Here is a 22,316-nt window from a genome sequence, read left to right as displayed (position 1 = left end):
TTATGAAATAAAACCTCATTTTATTAATAAAATGAGGTTTTTTTATGTCTTAAAACCAGAAACCTAAATTGAATAACCAGTACCTTTCCTTATGATCTGGCGACCAAGTATACTTTAACTCTATGGGACCTATAAGTGTTTCTGCACTATAACCCACTGCATAACCTGATTTTGTATTATCGAATAAACTAGCTCCTTTAAAAACGTTTTCTTCAACACGAGCATAGTTAGCTATAAATACCGCATAATGTTTATAATTATTAAAAATCTGATATCTAAAATTAAATTCAGATCTTAAAAATGATTGATCGTTTAGCATTCCTGTATCATAACCATAGAAAGGTGTGAAATTATTAATATAGTTTTGATTATACCCTCCTAAACGGAAATCAAACATTTGAGAAGACTTTTTTCCTAGTGTAAGACCTGCTTCTGAAATATATTGAAAAGTAAATTTATCATAAAAGGTTGTAGCAAATCCTAGGGTTCCTTTTATTAATGAAAACTGCCTAAAAGGATCACTTCCTTGTGCAAATCTAGATAGCCTACTATTCCTATCTGACCATACAAACCATTTAAATTCAATATCGGCATAGAAACCTTCCGTAGGAAACATTGCTTTGTTATAAGTATCTAATTTTAAAAAAGAATACCCATTTATATAGTTACTATAATCAAATATTGTTTCCTGCCCATTTGTCAAAACATTCTCAGAACTTACTTTTATGTTTTTATGTTCAATTCCAACACCAATAGCAAACTTTTTATCCATTGTTGTTTGCAAATAAATTTTATTACTAAAATCTCTATACCTAATGTTAATTAAGTTATTATTAAATAAAAAATCACTAGTAAAATTGTTGTACCTAGATTTGAACCCATAACTTGGTATTAAACCATTATCTACAAAATACTCAAAATCATATCTAATTTTATCTCCAATACCAACATCTAGTGACAACTCATCATTTTGAAGAAATAACTTTTTATAATTATAATTTAGCAATACTGCAGATTTATAAAGCAAATCGTAATGAACTCCAAATCGCAAATAAGATTGTATCTTTTCTTCTTTTACCGTTAACACAAGTTTCTTTCCTTTAACAGATTTTTCAAAATGATAATCTATTCTTTTAAAGTTTTTTGAAGCTGTTAGTGTATTAATCTTCTTCGAAATATCTTTATAGGAAACACTATCACCCTCCCTCAATTGCATCTTTCCTAAAATGTGATTATTTGTATAATTTTTATTTCCTTCTATTACAACCTTATCTATTAAAAATTTCTCATTTGTAAATTTAAGTACAGGCCTTTTCTTTTTATACGTCTGTAACTTAGCAATACTATCAAAAACAACTTTATAAGATTTTGCTTTTTCAATTCCTTTCTCTATAATTTCTCCTTTTTGATCGAAAGAAATTACACTATACTCTAAAATATCTGGACGTATATAAATATTCAACAATCGTGTTTGCTCATCAGACTTTTTATACATCTGAAAGTTCACAATTTGCATCAATAAAGATGCTATTGAAGATAATTCTTCTCTTTTCAACAGTTGCCCCTGAACACTAACTCCAATAACTAGGTCTAAACCTTTTCTTCTCATTACATCAACAGGAAAGTTATTCACCACACCTCCATCAACCAACAATTTCCCATCAATTTCTACTGGGTTTAGCAAAGAAGGAAAAGCTGCACTAGCTCTTAAAGCCAAAGGCAAAGAACCTTTCTCTAAAACCTCTTCTTCTCCTGTTTCTATATTTGTAGCAATACAATAAAATGGAATTGGAAGCTTAGAAAAGTCATTAATTTGATCTACTGGAGCTAATAACTCAGTCAAATAGTTAAGAACATTTTGCCCTTTTGATAAACCTAACGGCAACCCAATACTACCACCTTTAATTGGTAATGTGATTGCATACTTTTCGCCATGCTCTTTATTAAAAAGAGACTTTTCTCTTCTTGAAATTTTATCTTGAAGTAATGTTATAAAATCAGTATCTAAAACTATTTTTTCTATTTGACTTGCCGAGTAACCAGAAGCGTATAATCCACCAACTATTGATCCCATACTAGTTCCACCAATATAGTCTAAATGTACTCCTGATTTTTCTAGCTCTTTTAATATTCCAATATGGGCAAATCCTTTTGCACCACCACCACTTAGCACTAAACCAACTTTTGGTTGATTTTGCCCTAGCATAAGCATTGGAAAAAATAATAACAGTAATAATTTTCTCATTCTTTTTCTTTCTCTTTTTGATAGTATTGATAAATCTTTTGTGCTCTCGATAAACCAACCACTTCTTTTAAGTCATCTAAAGTAGCTTCTTTAACTCTTTTGGCTGATTTAAATTTACGTAAAAGATTCGTTATCGTTTGTTTACCTATATCTGGAATTTGTTCTAATTCCGACTGAATAGCACTTTTACTTCTTTTATTTCTATGAAAAGTAATTCCAAACCTGTGCGCTTCATTACGCAAGTACTGAATTATTTTTAGACTCTCTGACTTTTTATCTAAATATAGCGGAACACTATCTCCTGGATAATAAATTTCCTCTAATCTTTTAGCAATTCCTATAATAGCTATTTTTCCTCTTAACCCTAATGCATCTAAACTCTTTAACGCAGATGATAATTGCCCTTTTCCACCATCTATTACAATTAATTGAGGTAAAGGTTGATTTTCATCTAACAATCGTTTATATCTACGATAAACAACTTCTTCCATAGAAGCAAAATCGTCTGGCCCTTCAACTGTTTTAATATTGAAATGACGGTAATCTTTTTTGCTTGGCTTACCATCTTTAAAAACAACACAAGCTGCTACTGGATTAGTTCCTTGAATATTTGAATTATCAAAACACTCGATATGTCTTGGCTCTACATACAAACGTAAATCTTTTTGCATTTGAGCCATAATTCTTTTTACATGACGATCAGGATCTACAATCTTTATTTGTTTAAATTGTTCTTGTCTATAATATTTTGCATTGCGTTCAGACAATTCAACAATTCGTTTTTTATCCCCTAACTTAGGTACCGTAACTTTTATTTTCTCACCTAAATCTACTTTAAAAGGCACAAATACTTCTCTTGATAAAGAATTGAATCGATTACGTGTTTCAACAATAAATAACTCTAACAACTCCTTATCAGTTTCATCTAATTTCTTTTTGATTTCAGTTGTATAGGATTGAACTATAGAACCATTCATTACCTTAAAGAAATTTGCATATCCGTGAGTTTCATCAGAAATAATTGAGAACACATCTACATTATTTATTGATGGATTTACAATTGTTGACTTTGCTTGATAGTTTTGTAATGAAGCTAATTTATCTTTAATTTTTTGCGCCTCTTCAAATTTCATTTCAGAAGCAAAATCGAGCATAATATTTTGTAACCGCTCTAAACTTTCTTTAAAATTTCCTTTAATAATGTTTCTGATTCCTCTAATATCATCCATGTAAGCATCTTCATGTTGATATCCTTCACAAGCACCTTTACAATTACCTAAGTGATACTCTAAACAAACCTTGTACTTCCCAGAATCTATTTTCTCTTGATGTAAATCGTAATTACAAGTTCTTAGAGGATATAATTCCTTAATTAAATCTAACAGAGCATGTACAGTTCTCATATTGGTATAGGGGCCAAAATATTCAGAACCATCTTTAATAACTCTTCTTGTTGAAAACACTCTAGGAAAACGTTCTTTCTTAATACAAATCCATGGGTATGATTTATCGTCTTTTAGTAAGACGTTATATCTAGGTTTGTATTTTTTTATTAAGTTATTTTCAAGCAACAAAGCATCTGTCTCAGTATCAACAACAACATGCTCTATTCGTACAATTTTTTTAACTAAAACTCTCGTTTTACCATTTTCATGATTCTTTGTAAAATATGATGAAACACGCTTTTTTAAATTTTTTGCTTTACCCACATAAATAATTACATCATCCTTATCAAAATATTGATAAACTCCTGGAGATGTAGGCAGCGTTTTTACTTGAAGTTCTAATGAAGTTGGCATACAACGAAAATACGATTTTATACAGATATTTACGCTGCTATACGTACTTTTACACCAATTTTCATTCACAAAACAATGCAACAACCTATTTCATTTTACAAAGAAGAAATAAATAGCTTAAATACAGCACTTGCCAAACTTAAAAAACAGTTGTTTTACACCCGTATTTTAAGACTTATAACTTTTTTAGCTATTGCTTTTTCTATCTATTTTGCATTAACAGGAGTAAAAATGCTTTTTATTGGTAGCTTTTTGGCTATAATTTGCTTTGTTTTTTTAATTCTTAAACACAATCAATTAAAAGAAAATATTAGACTTATTCAAGCTAAACTCAAAATTAACCAAGATGAAATCGATGCCTTAAAAGGCAATTACTATTATTTTGTAGAAGGATATAATTTTGTTAATCCAGATCATTATTTTAGTAATGATATCGACTTATTTGGAGATGGCTCTTTTTTTCAATACCTCAACAGAACTGCAACACTAGAAGGAAGAAAATTACTAGCAGCTACTTTAACAAGTAATGATATTTCTAATATTGAAGAGAAACAGCAAATAATAAAAGAGCTATCATTAAAAGCAAAATGGCGTCAACATTTTACAGCTCTTGCTAGCTTAATTCAAACAAAAACCTCAACATCTGCAATTGTAAACTGGATACACAACTACGAACAAAAACTTCCATCTTTTTTAAAAGTTTCATCGTATGTATTTTCATTTATATCACTTGCTTTAATTGGTTTATTAAGTTTTAGCTTCATTCCATTTTCTGTTCTTTTGATTTGGTTTTTTATTGGTTTATCAGTTACCGTTTCTTTTATTAAAAACACTCAACAATTATCAATAGAAACAGGAAAAGCTAAAGAGACTTTTAATCAATACTATCAACTTCTAGAACAAATAGAAAACGAACAATTTTCTAATATAATACTAAAGGAAAAACAAGAAAAAATTCGATTTAAAGACAAAAAAGCTTCAGGTATTTTTAAAGAGTTTTCTAAAAAACTAGATGCCTTTGACCAACGAAACAATATTATAATTGCTCTAATAGGTAACGGTTTGTTTTTATGGGATATTCGTAATTCTATTCAAATAGAAAAATGGATTTCTACCTATAAAAACACTGTTGAAGAATGGTTTAGTGTAGTTTCTTTTTTTGATGCACAAAACTCATTAGCAAATTTTACTTTTAATAAATACGATTATGTATTTCCAAGTATTAAAAAAGAAAAAAACGTTATAAACGCTAAAAACCTAGGACATCCTTTATTAGATTCTTCTAAAAGGGTTGATAATAACTTCGCCATAGACAAAGAACAATTTTTTATTGTTACCGGAGCTAATATGGCTGGTAAAAGCACTTTTTTAAGAACAGTTTCTTTATCTATAGTTATGGCTAATTGCGGTCTCCCTGTTTGTGCTAGTAAATTTAATTATAATCCTATAAAACTAATTACCAGCATGCGAACTTCAGATTCATTAAGCGAAGATGAATCATATTTTTATGCTGAATTGAAACGTTTAAAATTTATAGTAAACGAAATTAAAAACGAAAACTATTTTATCATTTTAGATGAAATTTTAAAAGGAACCAATAGTAAAGATAAAGCCATAGGATCTAAAAAATTTGTTGAAAAACTAAATAATTCAAATTCAACTGGAATTATAGCAACACATGATGTGAGTTTGTGTGAATTAGCTAGTGAATATAAAACTATTGAGAACTATTATTTTGATGCTGAAATTTTAAATAACGAACTTCATTTTGATTATAAAATGAAAGATGGGATTTGTAAAAATATGAATGCTTCTTTTTTACTCAACAAAATGGAAATCATATAACATGACTATATCATAAGTTAATTTTTATATAACTATGATAAATGACAGCAAATAATTGACTCATTAATCCATATCTTTACAGTATGAGTAAACTTATTGACAATTTTGGAAGACAAATTAGTTATGTTCGATTGGCTGTAACCGATCGTTGTAACCTTCGTTGTCAATATTGTATGCCTGCTCATGGAATAGATATTGTTCCTAGAAAAGAGCTTTTGAGTTACAAAGAAATGTACCGAATTATTCGTGTACTTACTGAATTAGGCGTTAATAAAGTAAGATTAACAGGAGGAGAACCATTTGCTCGCAAAGACTTCATATCTTTCTTAGAAATGTTATCTTATAACGATTTGTTAGATGCTATTAACATTACTACAAACGGAGCGTTAGTTTCAAAACACATTCCTACCTTAGAAAAACTTGAAAAAATTAAGAATATCAATTTAAGTATTGATAGTTTACATTCTGATAAATTTGCTAAGATTACGCGTCGTGATGTATTTCCAGAAGTATATAAAACTTTCGAACTATTAGAAAAAAGTTCGTTGAATTTAAAACTAAATGTAGTAGTACAATCGGGTTTTAATACTGATGAGATTAATGATTTTGTTGCTTTAACTAAAGATAGAAATATAGCTGTTCGTTTTATTGAAGAAATGCCTTTTAACGGAAAAGGGCAACGAGACACGCAAGAAAACTGGAATTACACTAAGATTTTAAACGAAATAAAGTCGGTATACAATGTAAAAGCAATTGTTTCAGAAAAATCATCAACATCACGTAATTTTTCTATTGAAAATCACCAAGGAACAGTAGGAATTATCCCTGCTTTTACCAGAACAATTTGCAACGATTGCAACCGAATAAGAATTACTTCAACAGGAACTTTTAAAAATTGTTTGTTTGATGATGGTGTTTTTAATCTGCGTGATTTTATTAGAAGTGGTGCTAGTAATGAAGATTTAAAAGAATTGTTTTTATCCTTAATTAAAGAAAAGCCAGAAAACGGTTTTGTTGCCGAAGCCAATCGTAAAAAAGGAAATGTAAGCGAAAGTATGAGTACTATTGGTGGGTAACTTGAAAAAACATGGATGAAAAAAGGAAATGAAATATGGGATATTGTTAAACCAGAACCAAAATCGTTTTTAGATAAATTAAAATCTCTTCTCGGATTTAATAATGAACAATTAAAATTAACTAAAGTTGCTGAAAACATAGTTAATCAAAATACAATATCATAACTTACAAATGATAACAACACAAGAAGCAAAACATATCATATTAGAAAACACTCAGAATTTTGGTATTGAAGAAATTCCTTTTATGCAATCTGCTGGTCGTGTTTTAAAAGAAAATATTGTTGCCGATAGAGACTTCCCTCCTTTTAATCGTGTTGCTATGGATGGAATTGCAATTAATTATTCCTTTTTTAAAAACGGACAAAGAAACTTTAAAGTTGAAGGAATACAACCTGCTGGCAGTAAACAATTATCCATGCAACAAGATAATAACTGTATAGAAGTTATGACTGGAGCTATTTTACCTAACAATTGTGATACTGTAATTCGTTATGAAGATGTTGATATAGTAGACGGAATTGCAACCATTAATGTGGATACAATAAATAGTCAGCAAAATATTCATCAAAAAGGAAAAGACAAAAAACAAGGAGCAATTTTGGTTTCTGAAAACACTATTATTTCTCCTGCGGAAATTGGAGTAATTGCAACTGTGGGAAAAGCTAATGTAAAAGTTGCCAAACAACCCAAAGTACTTATTATTTCTACTGGTGACGAGCTAGTTGATGTACACGAAACTCCTTTAGATTATCAAATAAGAAGATCAAACGTTTATACCTTAGTTTCTTTATTAAGTAATCTGAATATTCCTTCAGAAACCAAACACTTAACAGACAACAAACAGGTTTTAAAGGAAAAGGTTTATAACTACCTACAAGAATACGATGTACTATTATTTAGCGGAGCTGTAAGTAAAGGAAAGTTTGATTTTTTACCAGAAGTATTATCTGAGTTAAAAGTAGAAAAGTTATTTCATAAGGTGGCTCAACGGCCAGGAAAACCATTTTGGTTTGGCTTTGCAGATGCTTTAGATATGGGAGAGAAAAATGTTTATCAAAACTCAGAAAACAAAAAAAACACAGTTGTTTTTGCTTTCCCAGGAAATCCAGTATCTACCTTTGTAAACTGTATGGTTTATTTTTATCCATGGTATAAAAAATCGGTAACTATAGAAGATAACATACAAGAAGCAATACTATCTGAAGATGTAACTTTTAAACCAAATCTGACATATTATTTACAAGTCAAATTAGAAAACAAAAACGGAACATTATTCGCTAAGCCTGTAAAAGGGAATGGTTCTGGTGATCTAGCTAGTTTGGTATCAGCAGATGGTTTTATAGAACTTCCTAAAACCGAAGAGGTAATATTTAAGAAAGGGAGCCTTTTTCCGATAATTACCTATCGAAGTTTTTAATTATTAATGTTTAGTTTTGAGTTAAAAAGTCAGAAATGGAACAAGAACAATTAAAAAAACTTATCAGCTCTTTAGAATTTGAAGACAACAATAAAGAAGCATACTTAGGTATTTTTTATCAACATGAAGATACTTTTATTAAAGCAAATAAGAAAGGGATTTTGAAGTTAGCTAACTCATTATTAAAGAGCTTAAAAGACTTTGATTTTCATTTATCAAAAGAAGACCACTTCTCGATAATAAAATTAGATAAAGGTGATTGGTATGACAAGGAAGGAATAATTATAGATTGTATTGAACCAACAAACGAAACAAGAAACGAGATTAATATAAATTATAAAAAAGAGAACTCTACAAAGTGGTATCATGGTATTATATCATTCTTATTCTCTTTATTTTTATTTTTCTTGATTATCTCTTTTTTTATTGGTCTATTCACCTCTTTAAAGTGGTTTTACAATTTAATTTTTTAATGTAATGAATAAATTCACTCACATAAACGAACAAAATCAGCCTAAAATGGTCAATGTTTCTGATAAAAAAATCACGAAACGAACTGCTATTGCAAAAGCAACCATGTATTTAGGTACCGAAATAATTTCTCATTTTAATAATGAAGAATTAATTACTAAAAAAGGCCCAGTTTTTCAAACAGCTATTATTGCTGGTATACAAGCGGTAAAAAAAACATCAGATATCATTCCTATGTGTCATCCATTACTAATCAATGGGGTTGATATTAACATTAATATAATCGATACAGAACATATTGAAGTGCTTTGTAAAGTTACTATTGAAGGGAAAACAGGTGTAGAAATGGAAGCATTAACTGGAGCTTCTGCAACTTGTTTAACAATTTACGATATGTGTAAAGCCATTAATCAAGAAATGGTGATTAAAGAAGTGAAACTATTAGAAAAAACTGGGGGTAAATCTGATATTAAAAATGGATAAAAAACATCAAAAACACGCAAATATTACCAAAAAGTATAATGACACTTTTGCTACCAATGAAGTTGCAATTTTAGGAGCTAAATGTGGTATAATTGCCGATTTAGTATATAAAGTTTCTGAAAATTTAGCTACTTATAACTTAGCTTATTTTGATGCTTCACACGCTAAAGATGTATCATTAAACACTTTATCAGAATATACTTTTCATCATGAGGGAAATTTACAGTTGAATACTGTATCTAGCATTAATAAATTTGAACAACGTTTACAGTTTATAAATCACGACTTTGTTTTCATAAATGGTAATCACTATCAAGGATCAAAACAAATATTAATTTTAGATAGCGAAAAAGAGGCTTCTATAAAAAAGCGAATGGATCAAATAACAAACATTCAGTTTGTTATAAAATTAAATCCAGATACTCCTTATTTCGATTGTCTAAAAGAAAAGTTTCCTCATATTGAAAACATTACAAGTTATTCAATTGATGAAGTAGATAAAATTACAAAGCACATTCATAATTTAATTAAAGAAAATATTGCTCCTGTTAAAGGATTGGTATTAACAGGCGGTAAAAGTACTCGTATGGGTACAGATAAATCTGAATTGAATTATTATGGCAAACCTCAAAAACAGTTTGCTAAAGAATTATTAGAATCTAATAGTTTAGAAACCTATTTCTCCGTTAGAACAAATTCTGAACATACTGATGAAATCCATGATACCTTTTTAAATTTAGGTCCTTTTGGTGGTATTTGTTCAGCATTTCAAAAAGATCCAAATTCGGCTTGGTTAGTTTTAGCTACCGATCTTCCTTTTGTAGATAACGCATTAATTCAGTTATTGTTAGAAAAAAGAAATCCTAGCAAATTAGCAACAGCTATAAAAGGAAAGGATAAAGAGTTTCCTGAACCTTTAATTACCATATATGAACCAAAAGCCTATAGTAAATTATTACAATATTTAGCCCAAGGTTATTCATGTCCTCGTAAAATGTTGATCAATTCTGAAGTAGAAATTATTGAAGTAGATGATAATCTAATTAGAAATATTAATACTCCAGAAGAATTTGAACTTGCTAAAAAAGAGATTAATGAGTAAAGCATTACATGTATTTAGTTCTGAAGAAGCCTTAACTATTTTTAAAGAATCATCTATTGATGGAGATACCTTATTTTTCAATGAAAAACTTACTGAAGGCCCTCTAGCAAAAGATATTTTTTCAGATGAATTCTGGTCTGAACGCTATTCATTTTTTGAAAGTACGTATGAAACTCCAAGAATAGCATATTTTGATGCTACTATAAAACCCATATTGCAATTAGAAGATGTAAGCGAATACTCAGAAGTTGTATTATGGTTAGATTACACTAAGACTTCTCAAATTAACTTAATAGCCTTAGGAAGTTTCTTAGCTCAAAATTTTTCAAAAAACACACAATATTTTTTAGTTTGCTCAGGAAAACACAAAGGAAAATCTGCCCTTCAAAAGCTAACTAATTATACCTCATCAGAATTTCCTATTCTATATAATTATAAAGTAAAAATTACTTTACCAAACTTAGAATACTTACAAAAATGCTGGGAAGCCTATGCTACAAAAAACAGTCTTTTCAAATATGATGAGTTTACTAACAAATTCAGATACTTGAAAGACGCTTTAACCAATTAAAAAATTACGCTACCATATCTTTTACATGATGCTTTCTAAACTCAGTAGGTGTGGTATTCGTTAACTTTTTAAATGCATGATAAAAAGTAGCTTTACTGTTAAAACCAACATCAATTGCAATAGCAAATATGGTGTCTGGTTTTTTTACTAGTAATCTCTTTTTTGCCTCATCAATTCGGAAACCGTTGATATAATCAGAGAAACTGATATTTTTATTCTCATTAATTGCTTGAGAAATATGTGGTACGGAGGTTTCTAACCTTTCTGATAGTGTATTTATCTTTAATTCGGGAGACAAGAACATTTTTTCCTCAGTAACTAACCTATCAACTTTTTTAAACAGTTCTTCTGAATTGATTAATGAAGAATTCTTATACTTCTCCTTCACATTTGTAGGTAAGTCATTGTAATCACCTGTAAAAGCAAATACAGGAAAATACATTAGAGAATAAACAAAAGCAAAGAAATAAATAGTATATAAAATCGGCTCTATCTTAAGAACAAACTCTAAACTACCTATTCCAAACAAGACCAATATTACAAGGGTCATTAAAAAAAAGATTACCGCAAAGTTGATAAAAAACAACAGATTAATCCATTTAAAATATATCTCTTTTTGAGTATTCAATGACACCATAAATGGTGTTGTTTTAAATAAGATAAATGCCCTATATATAAAGAACAAATTAAATAAACAAGAAGCTATATAATCGTAAACAGCATAATACACAATTGGCTCATAAGGCTCTTTTAACAACTCATATATAGATTCTCTATCACCAACTACTCTGACTAAGTAGATAAAAAAACAAGTTTTAAAAATTCCGTAAGCAACTATTATTAAAACTATTGGTTTGAACCTTATTTTTCTATCAACAATTGATGCACAGAAATAATAAAAAGTTACTCCAACAAAAGTAAAAGAGATGAAATTAATAAAACCCAAATATAATGGTGCGTCATAATGATTTGCATCAATATAATTCCCAATACATGTTAAGGTATAAAGAAAAACTAATAAAGCTAAACTATACTTAGCTACATTATTTTTCCCAAAACTATTTTTAGTTTGTATGATAAAAAAAGTTAAAAAACACCCTAAAAGTGCACTTATAACAGGAAATGCCTTAATTATATTCATAAGCTTATTTTATTCATGTACAAAAATACATTTCTAAATATAATTTTATCTATTATTATAAAATTACACACAAAAAACATTTTAACCACTCACTACCAATAATTTACAATAAAACAAACTTTATCTAATATTATAAAATTGAACTTCAAACTCCATACAAAGCCCTAGTTTTGCCCCTAAGTTTTTTATTATTATATTTAATAATTGAACACTTACAATATTTCTCCCCTTTTATCTCCCTGTTGAATAAAAATCAATTAAAAAAACTAAAAAATGAGAAAACTTTTTCTTTTTCTATTATTTTTAAGTGTAACATTTTCCTACGCTCAAAAAAAGAAAAACTACAACATTGGTATCTTATTGGATAATGCAACCACTGAATTAGAACCTCTGTTACAAAAACTAAAAACCCAAATTAAAACAGTAGTAGGAGAAGATGCTACAATTGCATTCCCAACAAATAGCTTGCTAGTTAACGATTACAATTTAGAAAACGCTAAACAAAACTACAATACACTACTAAATAATAGTACTGATATTATTTTAGCTTTTGGTGTTGTAAATAGTAAAATAATTGAAGCACAAACAGCATACAAAAAACCAACTATTTTATTTGGTGCCATTAATAAAGATTTTAATTCAATAGATGTTACAAAGGTTACTTCTGGAGTTAAGAACTTTACCTATTTAATAAACTCACAGTCCTATTTAGACGATTTAAAAAAGTTAAAACAACTTACTGATTTTAAAAAGGTAGGTATCGTTGTAGAAGCTCCTTTTGCAAACCTACTTCCTCTAAAAGAAACTTTTGATAGAGAGCTTAAAGAAGTTGGAGCTACTTATAAACTAATTCCTTTTAAAACGGTAAATGATATCACTTCTAATCTTGATGATATAGATGCAGTATATATTGCTGGTGGATTTTTCTTAACTGAAAACGAAACAAAACAAATAGCAAATGCATTAATCGATAAAAAACTACCATCATTTACCATAAACAGCATAAACGATGTTGAAAATGGTATTATGGCAACAAATCAATCAGAAGATAATTCTGATCAATTCTTCAGGCGTGTATCATTAACAATAGAAAGCTACATAAATGGCACACCTTTAGCCGATATGCCTGTTTATATAGAGTTTAGCCCAAGGTTAACGATTAATTTTAATACTGTAAGCGCTATTGGTATTCCTATAAAATATAGTTTATTAAACGATACTGATTTTGTTGGAGAATTTAACGACATTAATGCTGAAAGAAACTACAACTTACTTTCTGTAATGAAACAAGTTTTAGGTGATAACTTAACATTACAAGCAACTAAAAAGAATATTGATTTAAGCGAACAAAAAGTAAAAACCGCTAAAAGCAATTATTTACCAAATCTAACGGCTACAGCAACTGGAACTTATATTGATCCTAAAATTGCTTCAAACGGAAACCCTGAGTTTTCAACCGGAGGAAATGTTACATTACAACAAACTATTTTTTCTCCAGCTGCCAGTGCAAACATAACTATACAAAAGAATCTTAAAAAAGCAGAAGAAGAAAATTATAATGCCGAACAGTTAAATACAATTTTCAATGCTTCTAATGCATATTTTAATGCTTTGATACTAAAAACAAATGTGCAAATTAGAATGCGTAATTTGGATTTAACAAAGAAAAACTTACAAATAGCTAAAGAAAATTTTGAGGCTGGTCAGTCAGATAAATCAGATGTATTGCGTTTCCGTAGTGAGTTAGCACAAAACACACAAGCTATGATACAAGCTATAAATCAATTGGAGCAAGGATTTATAGGTTTAAATCAGTTATTAAACAATCCTTTAGAAATGCGAATTGAAATAGACGACGCTGAATTAGATAAAGGATTATATAAAGATTATAAATACACACAACTTACAGAATTGTTAGATAACTCAACAACTCGTGAACCATTTATTTCTTTCTTAGTAGAAGAAGCTAAAAAAAATGCTCCCGAATTAAAATCGTTAGACTACAATTTAAAAGCAACAGAACGCAACATCAAATTAAGCGGAAGTAATCGATTTTTACCAACTGTAGCTTTGCAAGGGCAATACAATCGTACATTTAACAGAAGTGGTGTTGGAAGTACACTTCCTGGTGGTGCTTCATTTATTAATGGAAATTATAATGCAGGAATTAATTTAACCATTCCTATTTTTAATCAAAACCAAAACAACATTAACAAACAAACAGCAATAATTCAAAAAGATCAAATAGAGGTCAATCGTCAAAACAGTGAATTAAATATTGCTGCCAATGTAAGAAATGGAGTGTTGAATTTAGTGAATCAAATTTCGAATATTGAATTATCTAAAGTATCAGAAGAAACTGCAAAAGAGTCTTTAGAGTTAATACAATCTTCATATCAAGAAGGTGCTGTAACGTTTGTACAACTGATAGATGCACAAAACAATTATTTAAACGCACAATTAGCAAAAGCAAATGCTGTATATAATTTCTTAATTAATGCAGTACAGTTAGAACGTAACATTGGTTACTATTTCTTATTACACACTAAAGCCGAAAACGAAGATTTTACACAACGTTTTCAAAATTACTTATTAAACAAACAATAACAACTCAACCATAAAAACATCATCAAAATGAAATATAATATCAAATTTTTAACGTTCATCTTTTCAGTTGTACTGTTTATATCTTGTGGTGAAGAAAAAAAGGAAACTATAAAATTATTACGTCCTGTAAAATATCAAACTGTTGGTTTTTTTGGAGGCGATAAAGTTCGTTCATTTAGTGGAACTTCGCGAACTGATAAAATTATAAAGTTAAGCTTCAGAAGTTCTGGAATTATAACAAAATTTAATATTAAAATAGGGCAAAAAGTACGTAAAGGACAACAACTAGCTACTTTAGACAATGTACAAGCTCGTTTAAACTACCAAAGTGCTTTATCATCATTAAATAGTGCAGAATCTGCAATGAATACTGCAAAATTAAGTTTAGAAAGAACACGCAAACTTTTCGAAAAAGGTTCTACTGCATTGAGTAATTACGAATCGGCTAAAAACTCATATAACTCAGCTAAAAACTCGTACAATTCTGCAAAACAAAGTGTAGCATTACAACAAGAGCAAATCCGTTTTGGATATTTAGTGGTTCCTGAAAACGGAATTATTTCTTCAGTAGAAGCTGAAATTGATGAAAATGTAAGCCCTGGACAAACAATTGCTACATTAAATGCAGGTACAGATATGGAAATCTTTCTAGGCTTACCAGAAAGTGTTATTAATGATGTTACTCAAAACATGCTTGTAGATGTTTCATTTTCTTCATTACAAGGAAAAGTTTTCAAAGGAAAAGTAACAGAAATATCACCAGCTTTAGATTCTAACACCGCTACCTATCCAATCCGTGTGGCATTAACAAACCCTTCTGATGAAGTAAAAAGTGGAATGGCAGCAAACGTTATTTTTCATTTTGAAAGTGCTAAAAAAACTACAGCTAAAGAGTTAGTAGTTCCTGCAAATGCAGTGGGAGAAGATAGTAATGGAAAATTCGTGTTCTTAATTACTGAGGATGGTAAAAACGCTAAAGTGAATAAACAATTGGTTACTATAGGCGATTTAACTCCTGATGGTTTTATTATCAAGACTGGATTATCGGAAGGTCAAAAAATAGCTACTGCAGGTTTACAGACTTTACTTAACGGACAAGAAGTAAAACTTCAATAAGAAAATTCATATAAAATTAATCTTCCATTACAGGGAAAAGAAAAACTAATTAGACAATGAATTTAGCACAATTTTCTATAGATAAAAACCGAATTACTTTTATGGTATTAGCTACCATAATTTTAATGGGATTGGTAATGTATTCTGGGTTATCACGAGATAGTATGCCACCATATACTGTAAGAGTAGCTACAGTGGTATCTGTATTTCCAGGAGCAAGTCCAGAGCGTGTTGAGCAATTGGTAAGTGATAAAATTGAAAAAATCGCGCAAGAGTTACCAGAACTTAAAGAAGTTACTAGTACTTCTAGAACAGGATTATCGGTAGTCTCAGTAACCTTAAAAGATGAAATTAGTAAAACAAAAATGCAAGCAGTTTGGGATCGTTTACGAAGAAAACTAACAGCTATGCAAGGACTTCCTCAAGGAGTAACTCCTAATTTAAACGATGATGGTATTGGTGATGTATATGGTATTGTTGTTGGTTTAACTTCAGATGGATATAGTTATGCTGAAATGAAAGACTACGCTGATGATATTAAAGATGATTTAATAAAATTACCAGATGCAGCAAAAGTAACTTTAGGAGGTATACAAGAAGAACGTGTTTTTATCGAATTTGATAATACTCGATTAAAAAGCTACGGCTTATCATCATCAAAATTACAGCAGATAATTTCTACAACAAACATCTTAAGTTCTGGTGGACAAATAAATGTAGGTGACGAACGTATCATTTTAGAACCTACAGGGAACTTTAACTCTGTTGAAGACATTAGAGAAATGTTAATTCCTGTTGGAACTAGCGGGTCACAGTTAGTAAAATTAGGTGATATTACTACCATAAAGAAAGATTACATTGATCCGCCAACACAAATTGTAAAAGTAGACGGAAAAAGTGCCGTTTCTCTTCACGTAAACCTTAAAAAAGGAGCGAATGTTATAAAATTAGGTAATGCCGTAAATACTATTGTAGCACAATGGAAGGCTAAACTACCAGTTGGATTAGAATTAACTCGAGTATCATCATTGGATAATTATATTGATGATAAAATCAACAATTTTATTTCAAACTTATTACAATCAATAGGAATTGTATTAGTAGTAATGCTTGTATTTCTTGGAATAAGAACAGGATTTGTAATTGCAAGTTTAATTCCTATCGTAACCATAATGACACTTATGATAATGGGAATTATGGGAATGGGGCTTAACCAAGTTACATTAGCCGCACTAATCATGGCATTAGGAATGCTGGTTGATAACGCCATTGTTGTTGCCGAAACCATCATGGTAAAAATGGAACAAGGAATAGATAAAAAGAAAGCTGCCGTAGATGCCTTTTCTGAATTATGGATGCCTTTATTAATTTCAACATTAACAACTTCAGCAGCCTTTTTAGCCTTTTATATGTCTCCAACAACCATGGGAGATATCGTAGGGCCAATATTTGTGGTAATCACTATAGCCTTAATGTCTTCATGGATTATTGCTTTAACCGTTATAACTATGTTTTGTTTCCTTTTCTTAAAGGTTGAACCAAAAGGAGAGAAAAAACCTAGTTTTATAGATCGAATTATAAACAAACTAAAATTCTATTATAAAGATTTAATTTTAATTGCTTTAAGTAACAAATGGAAAGTAATCATTGGAATATTTGTTGCCTTTTTTATCTCTCTTTATGGATTTACTAAAGTAGATTTTGTTTTCTTCCCAGATAGTGATCGTAATATGATTACTGTTGATGTAAATCTGCCTTTAGGAACTAAAATAGAACGTACAAAAGAAGTAGTAGAGAAAATTGAACAATATATGCTCGATTCTTTAAAAACTTCAAAAGATAGAACTTTAGGAATTACTGATTGGTCGTCATATATTGGACAAGGACCAGAGTCGTATGATTTAGGATATTCACAAGACGAAGCAAATTCAAGTTATGCTCATATCTTAGTAAATACAAGTTCCTTCAACGAAAACAAATTAATGATTAAAAAATTAGATCGTTATACGTTTGAAAACTTCCCAAATGCTGATATCAAAGTAGGTGCTTTAGGTGCCGGAGGAGGAGGAACTCCGATTGAAATTAAAGTATCTGGACCTAACCCTGATGAGTTAGCTAAAATTTCAGAAACTATTAAAACAAAATTATCTAATACATCAGGAACAAAAAATGTAAAAGATGATTGGGGTCCAAAGAGTAAAAAGTTCTTAATAAAAATAGATCAAAACAGAGCGCAAACAGCTGGTGTTTCTAGTCAGGATATTGCTACTTCTTTACAAACAGTTTTAGATGGATTTAATACTGGTGAATATAGAGAAGATAATAAGTCAATTCCTATTTTAATGCGAAGTGGAGATAGCCAGCAACAAACATTAGCTTCTTTAGAAACTTTAAATATTTTTGCTCAAAATTCTGGAAAAACTGTACCATTGTTACAGGTGGCTAACATTATTCCACAATGGCAATATTCTAAAGTAAAACGTTTAGACTTAAGAAAAACTATTAATATTTCGTCTAAACTTAGAGCTGATGGTAACGCTACTACTGTAATGGCAGAAGTAACACCGTGGCTAGATGAACAAGTTAAAAATTGGCCTCAAGGATATACTTACGAATTAGGTGGAGATGCAAAACAATCGGCAGAAAGTATGGGTTCAGTTATTTCATACTTACCACTTTCAGGATTTATCATTGTTCTTTTATTAATTATTCAGTTCAATTCTTTTAGAAAAATGACAATGGTTGTTTTAACCATTCCTTTAGGAGTAATTGGAGTTGTTGTTGGATTATTAACTTTCCAAGAGCCATTTGGTTTTATGCCTTTCTTAGGAGTAATATCTTTAGCGGGAATAGTAATTAACAATGCTATTGTACTCATAGACAGAATGGAAGTAGAACAAGGCTTAGGCAAAAACAATCAAGATGCCGTAATTGCAGCCTGCTTACAACGATTTAGACCAATTTTATTAGCTACATTTACCACTGTACTAGGTTTGATTCCACTATACCTTTCAGGAGGAGAAATGTGGGAAGGTATGGCTGTAAGTATTATGATTGGATTATTATTCGGAACCGTTATTACCTTATTATTTATTCCATCGTTATACAGTGCATTATTCAAAGTAAATTACAAAAATTACGAGTTTAACGAAGCTTTATTAGAAGATTAAGAATAACATGAAAGATTTATATAAAACATTATACGAACATCGCTTTGAGACTTTCTTTTTTAGTCTGCTTGCTATTTTATTTGGTTCATTATTGTTTCCTGTTCAATTTTTTCAAGAAAAACTAATGCCTATTCTTTTTCTTATAAATATTGCAGCTGGTATTATATTAATCTCTAAAAAGAAAAAGCTTTTTTGGTTTTTTGTTTCCCTTTTTACTCTGCTTCTATTCGTTTTAGGATTAAGTATGATTCAGAATACAACAACAGATTCTTACATGTATGTTCGTTTAGGTTTCTACTTTTTGTTTTATACAACAGTAACCATAGCTATTATAAAACAAGTTTGGAATTCGAAAAATGTAAACAAAAACGTAATTATAGGTTTAATGAGCGGCTATATTTCTCTGGGATTAATAGCATTTCTTATGTTTCTTTCAGTAGAAATTAGTAATCCAGGATCGTTTGGAGGAATCTTGTTAGATGTAGTTTCTATAGATGAAAAAATAGATTCGCTATTATACTACGCATATATAACCCTCTTAACAATAGGATATGGAGAAATTATTCCATTAACGCCTATTGCTCAAAAAGCATCAATCTTAACAGGCTTAATGGGTCAATTTTATATAGTGATTATTACTGCGGTCGTTGTTGAAAAATACATTCGACATTCGGTAAAAAATTAAGTCTCCCCTTGTGCATATTAATGCAAATCAAAAAAGCCTCAACATAATATGTTGAGGCTTTTGTACTCGAGGTGGGAATCGAACCCACACTCCCGAAAGAACTGGATTTTGAATCCAGCGCGTCTACCAATTCCGCCACTCGAGCGCTATCGTGCGCTGCAAATCTAAAAAATATTTTAATTAATTCGTTTAAAAATAACTTTTAAACTCTCAAAATAGTTTTACTTTTGCCCTAACAACAACATTAACTATAAATACACTTTTATAAATGGCTATAAATCAATTAAGCCCGAAGATTTTTGCATGCTCTCAAAGTATGGAATTAGCAGAAGAAATTGCTAAAGAATACGGAGCAGAATTAGGAAATGTAAAAACAACTCATTTTAGTGACGGTGAATTTCAACCTGCTTTTGAAGAATCTGTAAGAGGACGTAGAGTTTTTCTAATTGGTTCAACTTTTCCAAATGCAGATAATTTAATGGAAATGTTACTAATGTGTGATGCTGCTAAACGAGCTTCTGCTAGACACATTACAGCAGTTATGCCTTATTTTGGTTGGGCTCGTCAAGACAGAAAAGACAAACCACGTGTAGCCATTGGAGCAAAATTAGCTGCTAAATTATTAGAAGCTGCCGGTGCTACTCGTATTATGACAATGGATTTACATGCTGATCAAATCCAAGGTTTCTTCGAAAAACCAGTAGATCACTTATTTGCTTCTACTATTTTTCTTCCATACATTAAAAGCTTACAATTAGACAATCTTACAGTAGCTTCACCAGACATGGGAGGGTCAAAAAGAGCCTATGCTTATTCTAAATATTTAGAAAGTGATGTAGTAATTTGTTATAAACAACGTCAAAAAGCCAACGTAATTTCTCATATGGAATTAATTGGTAACGTAGAAGGCAAGAATGTAATTCTTGTTGATGATATGATTGATACAGGAGGAACACTTACAAAAGCGGCAGATTTAATGATGGAAAGAGGGGCAAAAAGTGTTCGTGCTATTTGTACACACCCAATACTTTCTGGTAATGCTTACGAAAAAATTCAAAATTCACAGCTAACCGAGTTAATTGTTTCAGATACAATTCCTTTAAAAAAGCGTGTATCTAAAATAAAAGTTGTAACTTGCGCCGCTTTGTTTGCTGATGTGATGCATAAAGTTCAAGATAATACATCTATTAGTGATCAATTCTTAATGTAAATAAATATAATAAATAGAAGTAATGAAATCAATTACAATCAACGGATCTCAAAGAGAAAGCGTAGGTAAAAAAGCAACAAAAGCCTTACGTAATGCTGGAAAGGTTCCTTGCGTATTATACGGAGGAGATAAGCCTGTGCACTTTTCAGCTGATGCAAAAATGTTCACGCCATTAGTATATACTCCAGACGTATTTACTGCTGCGATTGAATTAGATGGAACAAAATACAGCGCTGTATTACAAGACATTCAGTTTCACCCAGTAACTGATAATATCTTACACGTAGATTTCTACCAGTTATTTGAAGATAAAGCTGTAACTATGGAAATTCCTGTACGTTTAGTAGGTAGTTCTAAAGGTGTTATGGTAGGGGGTGCTTTACGTCACAACTTACGTAAATTAAAAGTAAAAGCTTTACCAGCTAACTTACCTGATTTTATCGAAGCTGATATTACTGAATTAGAAATCGGTAACAAATTATACGTTACTGAATTAAAGAGCGACAAATTTGAAATACTACACCCAGATAACACAGTAGTAGCTCAAGTACGTATGTCTCGTAATGCTGCTAAAGCTGCTGCAGAAGCTGAATCATAATCAGTTTTTACACTATAATATAAAAGCGTTACCGTTGTGTAACGCTTTTTTTTATTTTTGACACATGTTTTTAAATTCTTGTTTTTCTAAATTAAAGCGCTTTTTTAGAACACAATCAACAAATACAGAAAAGAATACAATGAAGAAATTTTTAGTGGTAGGATTGGGTAATATTGGTGAGAAATACCACAATACACGTCATAATATAGGTTTTAAAATCGTAGATGCTTTTGTTAAAGAACACGAAGGTAACTTTGAAACTGAAAAGCTTGGAGATATTGCCAAACTAAGAATTAAAGGAAAAACTGTAATTGTATTAAAACCTAGCACTTATATGAATTTAAGTGGTAAAGCAATTCAGTATTGGATGAAACAAGAGAACATTAAAGTAGAAAATTTATTGGTAATTACTGATGACTTAAATATCGATTTTGGTAAAATTCGTATTAAAGCTAAAGGTAGTTCAGGTGGACATAATGGTCTGAAAGACATTCAAGATAAATTTAATACAGGTGCTTATCCTCGTTTTCGTTTTGGTGTGGGCGCTAATTATGGTAGAGGGCGACAAGTCGATTTTGTATTAGGTGAATGGTCTGATGAAGAAGAGAGCGAAATGATTGAACGTATTCCTACTTCGGTAAAAGCAGTTACTTCTTTTATTACTGCTGGTTTAGCCAATACAATGAATGAATTTAACGGAAAGTAAAACTCATATAAAAACTAAAAAAGCCAAGGAAAAACCTTGGCTTTTTTTATTTAATTCCTAGTAATTTATTA

18 protein-coding genes and 1 tRNA gene are annotated in these 22,316 nt (G+C 30.2%); 15 read left to right on the top strand and 4 right to left on the bottom strand.

Going from position 1 to position 22,316, the window contains the following annotated elements; translation table 11 throughout:
- Nucleotides 1-49 precede the first annotated feature (49 nt).
- Nucleotides 50-2,245 carry a patatin-like phospholipase family protein gene (locus MHN29_RS05135; RefSeq protein ID WP_235274405.1) on the bottom strand — a complete coding sequence of 732 codons (2,196 nt, stop codon included), beginning with the start codon at nucleotides 2,243-2,245 and terminating at the stop codon, nucleotides 50-52.
- On the bottom strand, nucleotides 2,242-4,044 hold the full coding sequence (gene uvrC, locus MHN29_RS05130; RefSeq protein WP_235274406.1) for an excinuclease ABC subunit UvrC: 1,803 nt from the start codon (nucleotides 4,042-4,044) through the stop codon (nucleotides 2,242-2,244). The genes MHN29_RS05135 and uvrC overlap by 4 nt, the downstream gene beginning before the upstream one ends.
- Nucleotides 4,045-4,119: 75 nt before the next feature.
- Between uvrC and MHN29_RS05125 the strand changes: the two genes are divergently transcribed.
- The 8 genes from MHN29_RS05125 (at nucleotide 4,120) to MHN29_RS05090 (ending at nucleotide 11,012) form a co-directional block, all read left to right on the top strand.
- Nucleotides 4,120-5,889, top strand: a complete 1,770-nt coding sequence (locus MHN29_RS05125) for a DNA mismatch repair protein MutS (protein ID WP_235274407.1) — start codon at nucleotides 4,120-4,122, stop codon at nucleotides 5,887-5,889.
- Between the two features lie 83 nt (nucleotides 5,890-5,972).
- Entirely contained in the window at nucleotides 5,973-6,965 is a 993-nt protein-coding gene (gene moaA, locus MHN29_RS05120) for a GTP 3',8-cyclase MoaA (protein ID WP_235274408.1), read from the top strand.
- A gap of 15 nt (nucleotides 6,966-6,980) precedes the next feature.
- Nucleotides 6,981-7,130 carry a hypothetical protein gene (locus MHN29_RS05115; protein ID WP_235274409.1) on the top strand — a complete coding sequence of 50 codons (150 nt, stop codon included), beginning with the start codon at nucleotides 6,981-6,983 and terminating at the stop codon, nucleotides 7,128-7,130.
- 7 nt (nucleotides 7,131-7,137) lie between these two features.
- Nucleotides 7,138-8,385, top strand: a complete 1,248-nt coding sequence (locus tag MHN29_RS05110; RefSeq protein WP_235274410.1) for a molybdopterin molybdotransferase MoeA — start codon at nucleotides 7,138-7,140, stop codon at nucleotides 8,383-8,385.
- Nucleotides 8,386-8,420: 35 nt separating this feature from the next.
- Nucleotides 8,421-8,858 (top strand): hypothetical protein, encoded by a 438-nt coding sequence (locus MHN29_RS05105; protein WP_235274411.1) that lies wholly within the window; start codon nucleotides 8,421-8,423, stop codon nucleotides 8,856-8,858.
- 4 nt (nucleotides 8,859-8,862) lie between these two features.
- The gene (moaC, locus tag MHN29_RS05100; RefSeq protein WP_235274412.1) at nucleotides 8,863-9,339 is read left to right on the top strand and encodes a cyclic pyranopterin monophosphate synthase MoaC; all 477 of its coding nucleotides are present in this window, start codon (nucleotides 8,863-8,865) and stop codon (nucleotides 9,337-9,339) included.
- Nucleotides 9,332-10,441 (top strand): NTP transferase domain-containing protein, encoded by a 1,110-nt coding sequence (locus tag MHN29_RS05095; RefSeq protein ID WP_235274413.1) that lies wholly within the window; start codon nucleotides 9,332-9,334, stop codon nucleotides 10,439-10,441. The genes moaC and MHN29_RS05095 overlap by 8 nt, the downstream gene beginning before the upstream one ends.
- Nucleotides 10,434-11,012: a DUF1835 domain-containing protein gene (locus MHN29_RS05090; protein WP_235274414.1), complete on the top strand. Its 579-nt coding sequence runs from the start codon at nucleotides 10,434-10,436 to the stop codon at nucleotides 11,010-11,012. Before MHN29_RS05095 ends, MHN29_RS05090 begins: the two co-directional genes overlap by 8 nt.
- Before the next feature lie 4 nt (nucleotides 11,013-11,016).
- Here MHN29_RS05090 and MHN29_RS05085 read toward each other — a convergent pair whose 3' ends face one another.
- On the bottom strand, nucleotides 11,017-12,153 hold the full coding sequence (locus MHN29_RS05085; protein WP_235274415.1) for an AraC family transcriptional regulator: 1,137 nt from the start codon (nucleotides 12,151-12,153) through the stop codon (nucleotides 11,017-11,019).
- Nucleotides 12,154-12,426: 273 nt separating this feature from the next.
- On the opposite strand from MHN29_RS05085, the gene MHN29_RS05080 reads away from it, so the two are divergent.
- From MHN29_RS05080 to MHN29_RS05065, 4 genes are read left to right on the top strand one after another with little or no spacing between them, the layout of a single operon-like run.
- Entirely contained in the window at nucleotides 12,427-14,760 is a 2,334-nt protein-coding gene (locus tag MHN29_RS05080) for a TolC family protein (protein ID WP_235274416.1), read from the top strand.
- Between the two features lie 27 nt (nucleotides 14,761-14,787).
- Complete coding sequence (locus MHN29_RS05075) at nucleotides 14,788-15,876, top strand: efflux RND transporter periplasmic adaptor subunit (protein WP_235274417.1); 1,089 nt, start codon at nucleotides 14,788-14,790, stop codon at nucleotides 15,874-15,876.
- Nucleotides 15,877-15,932: 56 nt separating this feature from the next.
- The gene (locus MHN29_RS05070) at nucleotides 15,933-19,046 is read left to right on the top strand and encodes an efflux RND transporter permease subunit (protein WP_235274418.1); all 3,114 of its coding nucleotides are present in this window, start codon (nucleotides 15,933-15,935) and stop codon (nucleotides 19,044-19,046) included.
- A gap of 7 nt (nucleotides 19,047-19,053) precedes the next feature.
- Nucleotides 19,054-19,731 carry an ion channel gene (locus tag MHN29_RS05065; RefSeq protein ID WP_235274419.1) on the top strand — a complete coding sequence of 226 codons (678 nt, stop codon included), beginning with the start codon at nucleotides 19,054-19,056 and terminating at the stop codon, nucleotides 19,729-19,731.
- Between the two features lie 63 nt (nucleotides 19,732-19,794).
- On the opposite strand, the gene MHN29_RS05060 is transcribed toward MHN29_RS05065, so the two are convergent.
- Nucleotides 19,795-19,876 (bottom strand) — tRNA-Leu (locus MHN29_RS05060).
- A gap of 123 nt (nucleotides 19,877-19,999) precedes the next feature.
- Here MHN29_RS05060 and MHN29_RS05055 point away from each other — a divergent pair.
- The 3 genes from MHN29_RS05055 (at nucleotide 20,000) to pth (ending at nucleotide 22,245) form a co-directional block, all read left to right on the top strand.
- The gene (locus MHN29_RS05055; protein ID WP_150898178.1) at nucleotides 20,000-20,941 is read left to right on the top strand and encodes a ribose-phosphate pyrophosphokinase; all 942 of its coding nucleotides are present in this window, start codon (nucleotides 20,000-20,002) and stop codon (nucleotides 20,939-20,941) included.
- A 22-nt stretch (nucleotides 20,942-20,963) separates the two neighbouring features.
- On the top strand, nucleotides 20,964-21,539 hold the full coding sequence (locus tag MHN29_RS05050; RefSeq protein ID WP_150898177.1) for a 50S ribosomal protein L25/general stress protein Ctc: 576 nt from the start codon (nucleotides 20,964-20,966) through the stop codon (nucleotides 21,537-21,539).
- Nucleotides 21,540-21,678: 139 nt separating this feature from the next.
- Nucleotides 21,679-22,245 carry an aminoacyl-tRNA hydrolase gene (pth, locus tag MHN29_RS05045; protein ID WP_235274420.1) on the top strand — a complete coding sequence of 189 codons (567 nt, stop codon included), beginning with the start codon at nucleotides 21,679-21,681 and terminating at the stop codon, nucleotides 22,243-22,245.
- The last annotated feature ends 71 nt before the right edge of the window (nucleotides 22,246-22,316 follow it).

The organism is Tenacibaculum sp. Cn5-46 (assembly GCF_022347705.1).
GTDB classification, from domain to species: Bacteria; Bacteroidota; Bacteroidia; order Flavobacteriales; family Flavobacteriaceae; genus Polaribacter; species Polaribacter aiptasiae.
The sequence above is the reverse complement of the archived record's forward strand: the minus strand, read 5'-3'. Positions and strand labels throughout refer to the sequence as shown.

Bases quoted from the DNA above. Each gene is read 5' to 3' on its own strand.
- MHN29_RS05135 (WP_235274405.1), bottom strand. From the start codon at position 2,245: ATGAGAAAATTATTACTGTTATTATTTTTTCCAATGCTTATGCTAGGG.
- uvrC (WP_235274406.1), bottom strand. From the start codon at position 4,044: ATGCCAACTTCATTAGAACTTCAAGTAAAAACGCTGCCTACATCTCCA.
- MHN29_RS05125 (WP_235274407.1), top strand. From the start codon at position 4,120: ATGCAACAACCTATTTCATTTTACAAAGAAGAAATAAATAGCTTAAAT.
- moaA (WP_235274408.1), top strand. From the start codon at position 5,973: ATGAGTAAACTTATTGACAATTTTGGAAGACAAATTAGTTATGTTCGA.
- MHN29_RS05115 (WP_235274409.1), top strand. From the start codon at position 6,981: ATGAAAAAAGGAAATGAAATATGGGATATTGTTAAACCAGAACCAAAA.
- MHN29_RS05110 (WP_235274410.1), top strand. From the start codon at position 7,138: ATGATAACAACACAAGAAGCAAAACATATCATATTAGAAAACACTCAG.
- MHN29_RS05105 (WP_235274411.1), top strand. From the start codon at position 8,421: ATGGAACAAGAACAATTAAAAAAACTTATCAGCTCTTTAGAATTTGAA.
- moaC (WP_235274412.1), top strand. From the start codon at position 8,863: ATGAATAAATTCACTCACATAAACGAACAAAATCAGCCTAAAATGGTC.
- MHN29_RS05095 (WP_235274413.1), top strand. From the start codon at position 9,332: ATGGATAAAAAACATCAAAAACACGCAAATATTACCAAAAAGTATAAT.
- MHN29_RS05090 (WP_235274414.1), top strand. From the start codon at position 10,434: ATGAGTAAAGCATTACATGTATTTAGTTCTGAAGAAGCCTTAACTATT.
- MHN29_RS05085 (WP_235274415.1), bottom strand. From the start codon at position 12,153: ATGAATATAATTAAGGCATTTCCTGTTATAAGTGCACTTTTAGGGTGT.
- MHN29_RS05080 (WP_235274416.1), top strand. From the start codon at position 12,427: ATGAGAAAACTTTTTCTTTTTCTATTATTTTTAAGTGTAACATTTTCC.
- MHN29_RS05075 (WP_235274417.1), top strand. From the start codon at position 14,788: ATGAAATATAATATCAAATTTTTAACGTTCATCTTTTCAGTTGTACTG.
- MHN29_RS05070 (WP_235274418.1), top strand. From the start codon at position 15,933: ATGAATTTAGCACAATTTTCTATAGATAAAAACCGAATTACTTTTATG.
- MHN29_RS05065 (WP_235274419.1), top strand. From the start codon at position 19,054: ATGAAAGATTTATATAAAACATTATACGAACATCGCTTTGAGACTTTC.
- MHN29_RS05055 (WP_150898178.1), top strand. From the start codon at position 20,000: ATGGCTATAAATCAATTAAGCCCGAAGATTTTTGCATGCTCTCAAAGT.
- MHN29_RS05050 (WP_150898177.1), top strand. From the start codon at position 20,964: ATGAAATCAATTACAATCAACGGATCTCAAAGAGAAAGCGTAGGTAAA.
- pth (WP_235274420.1), top strand. From the start codon at position 21,679: ATGAAGAAATTTTTAGTGGTAGGATTGGGTAATATTGGTGAGAAATAC.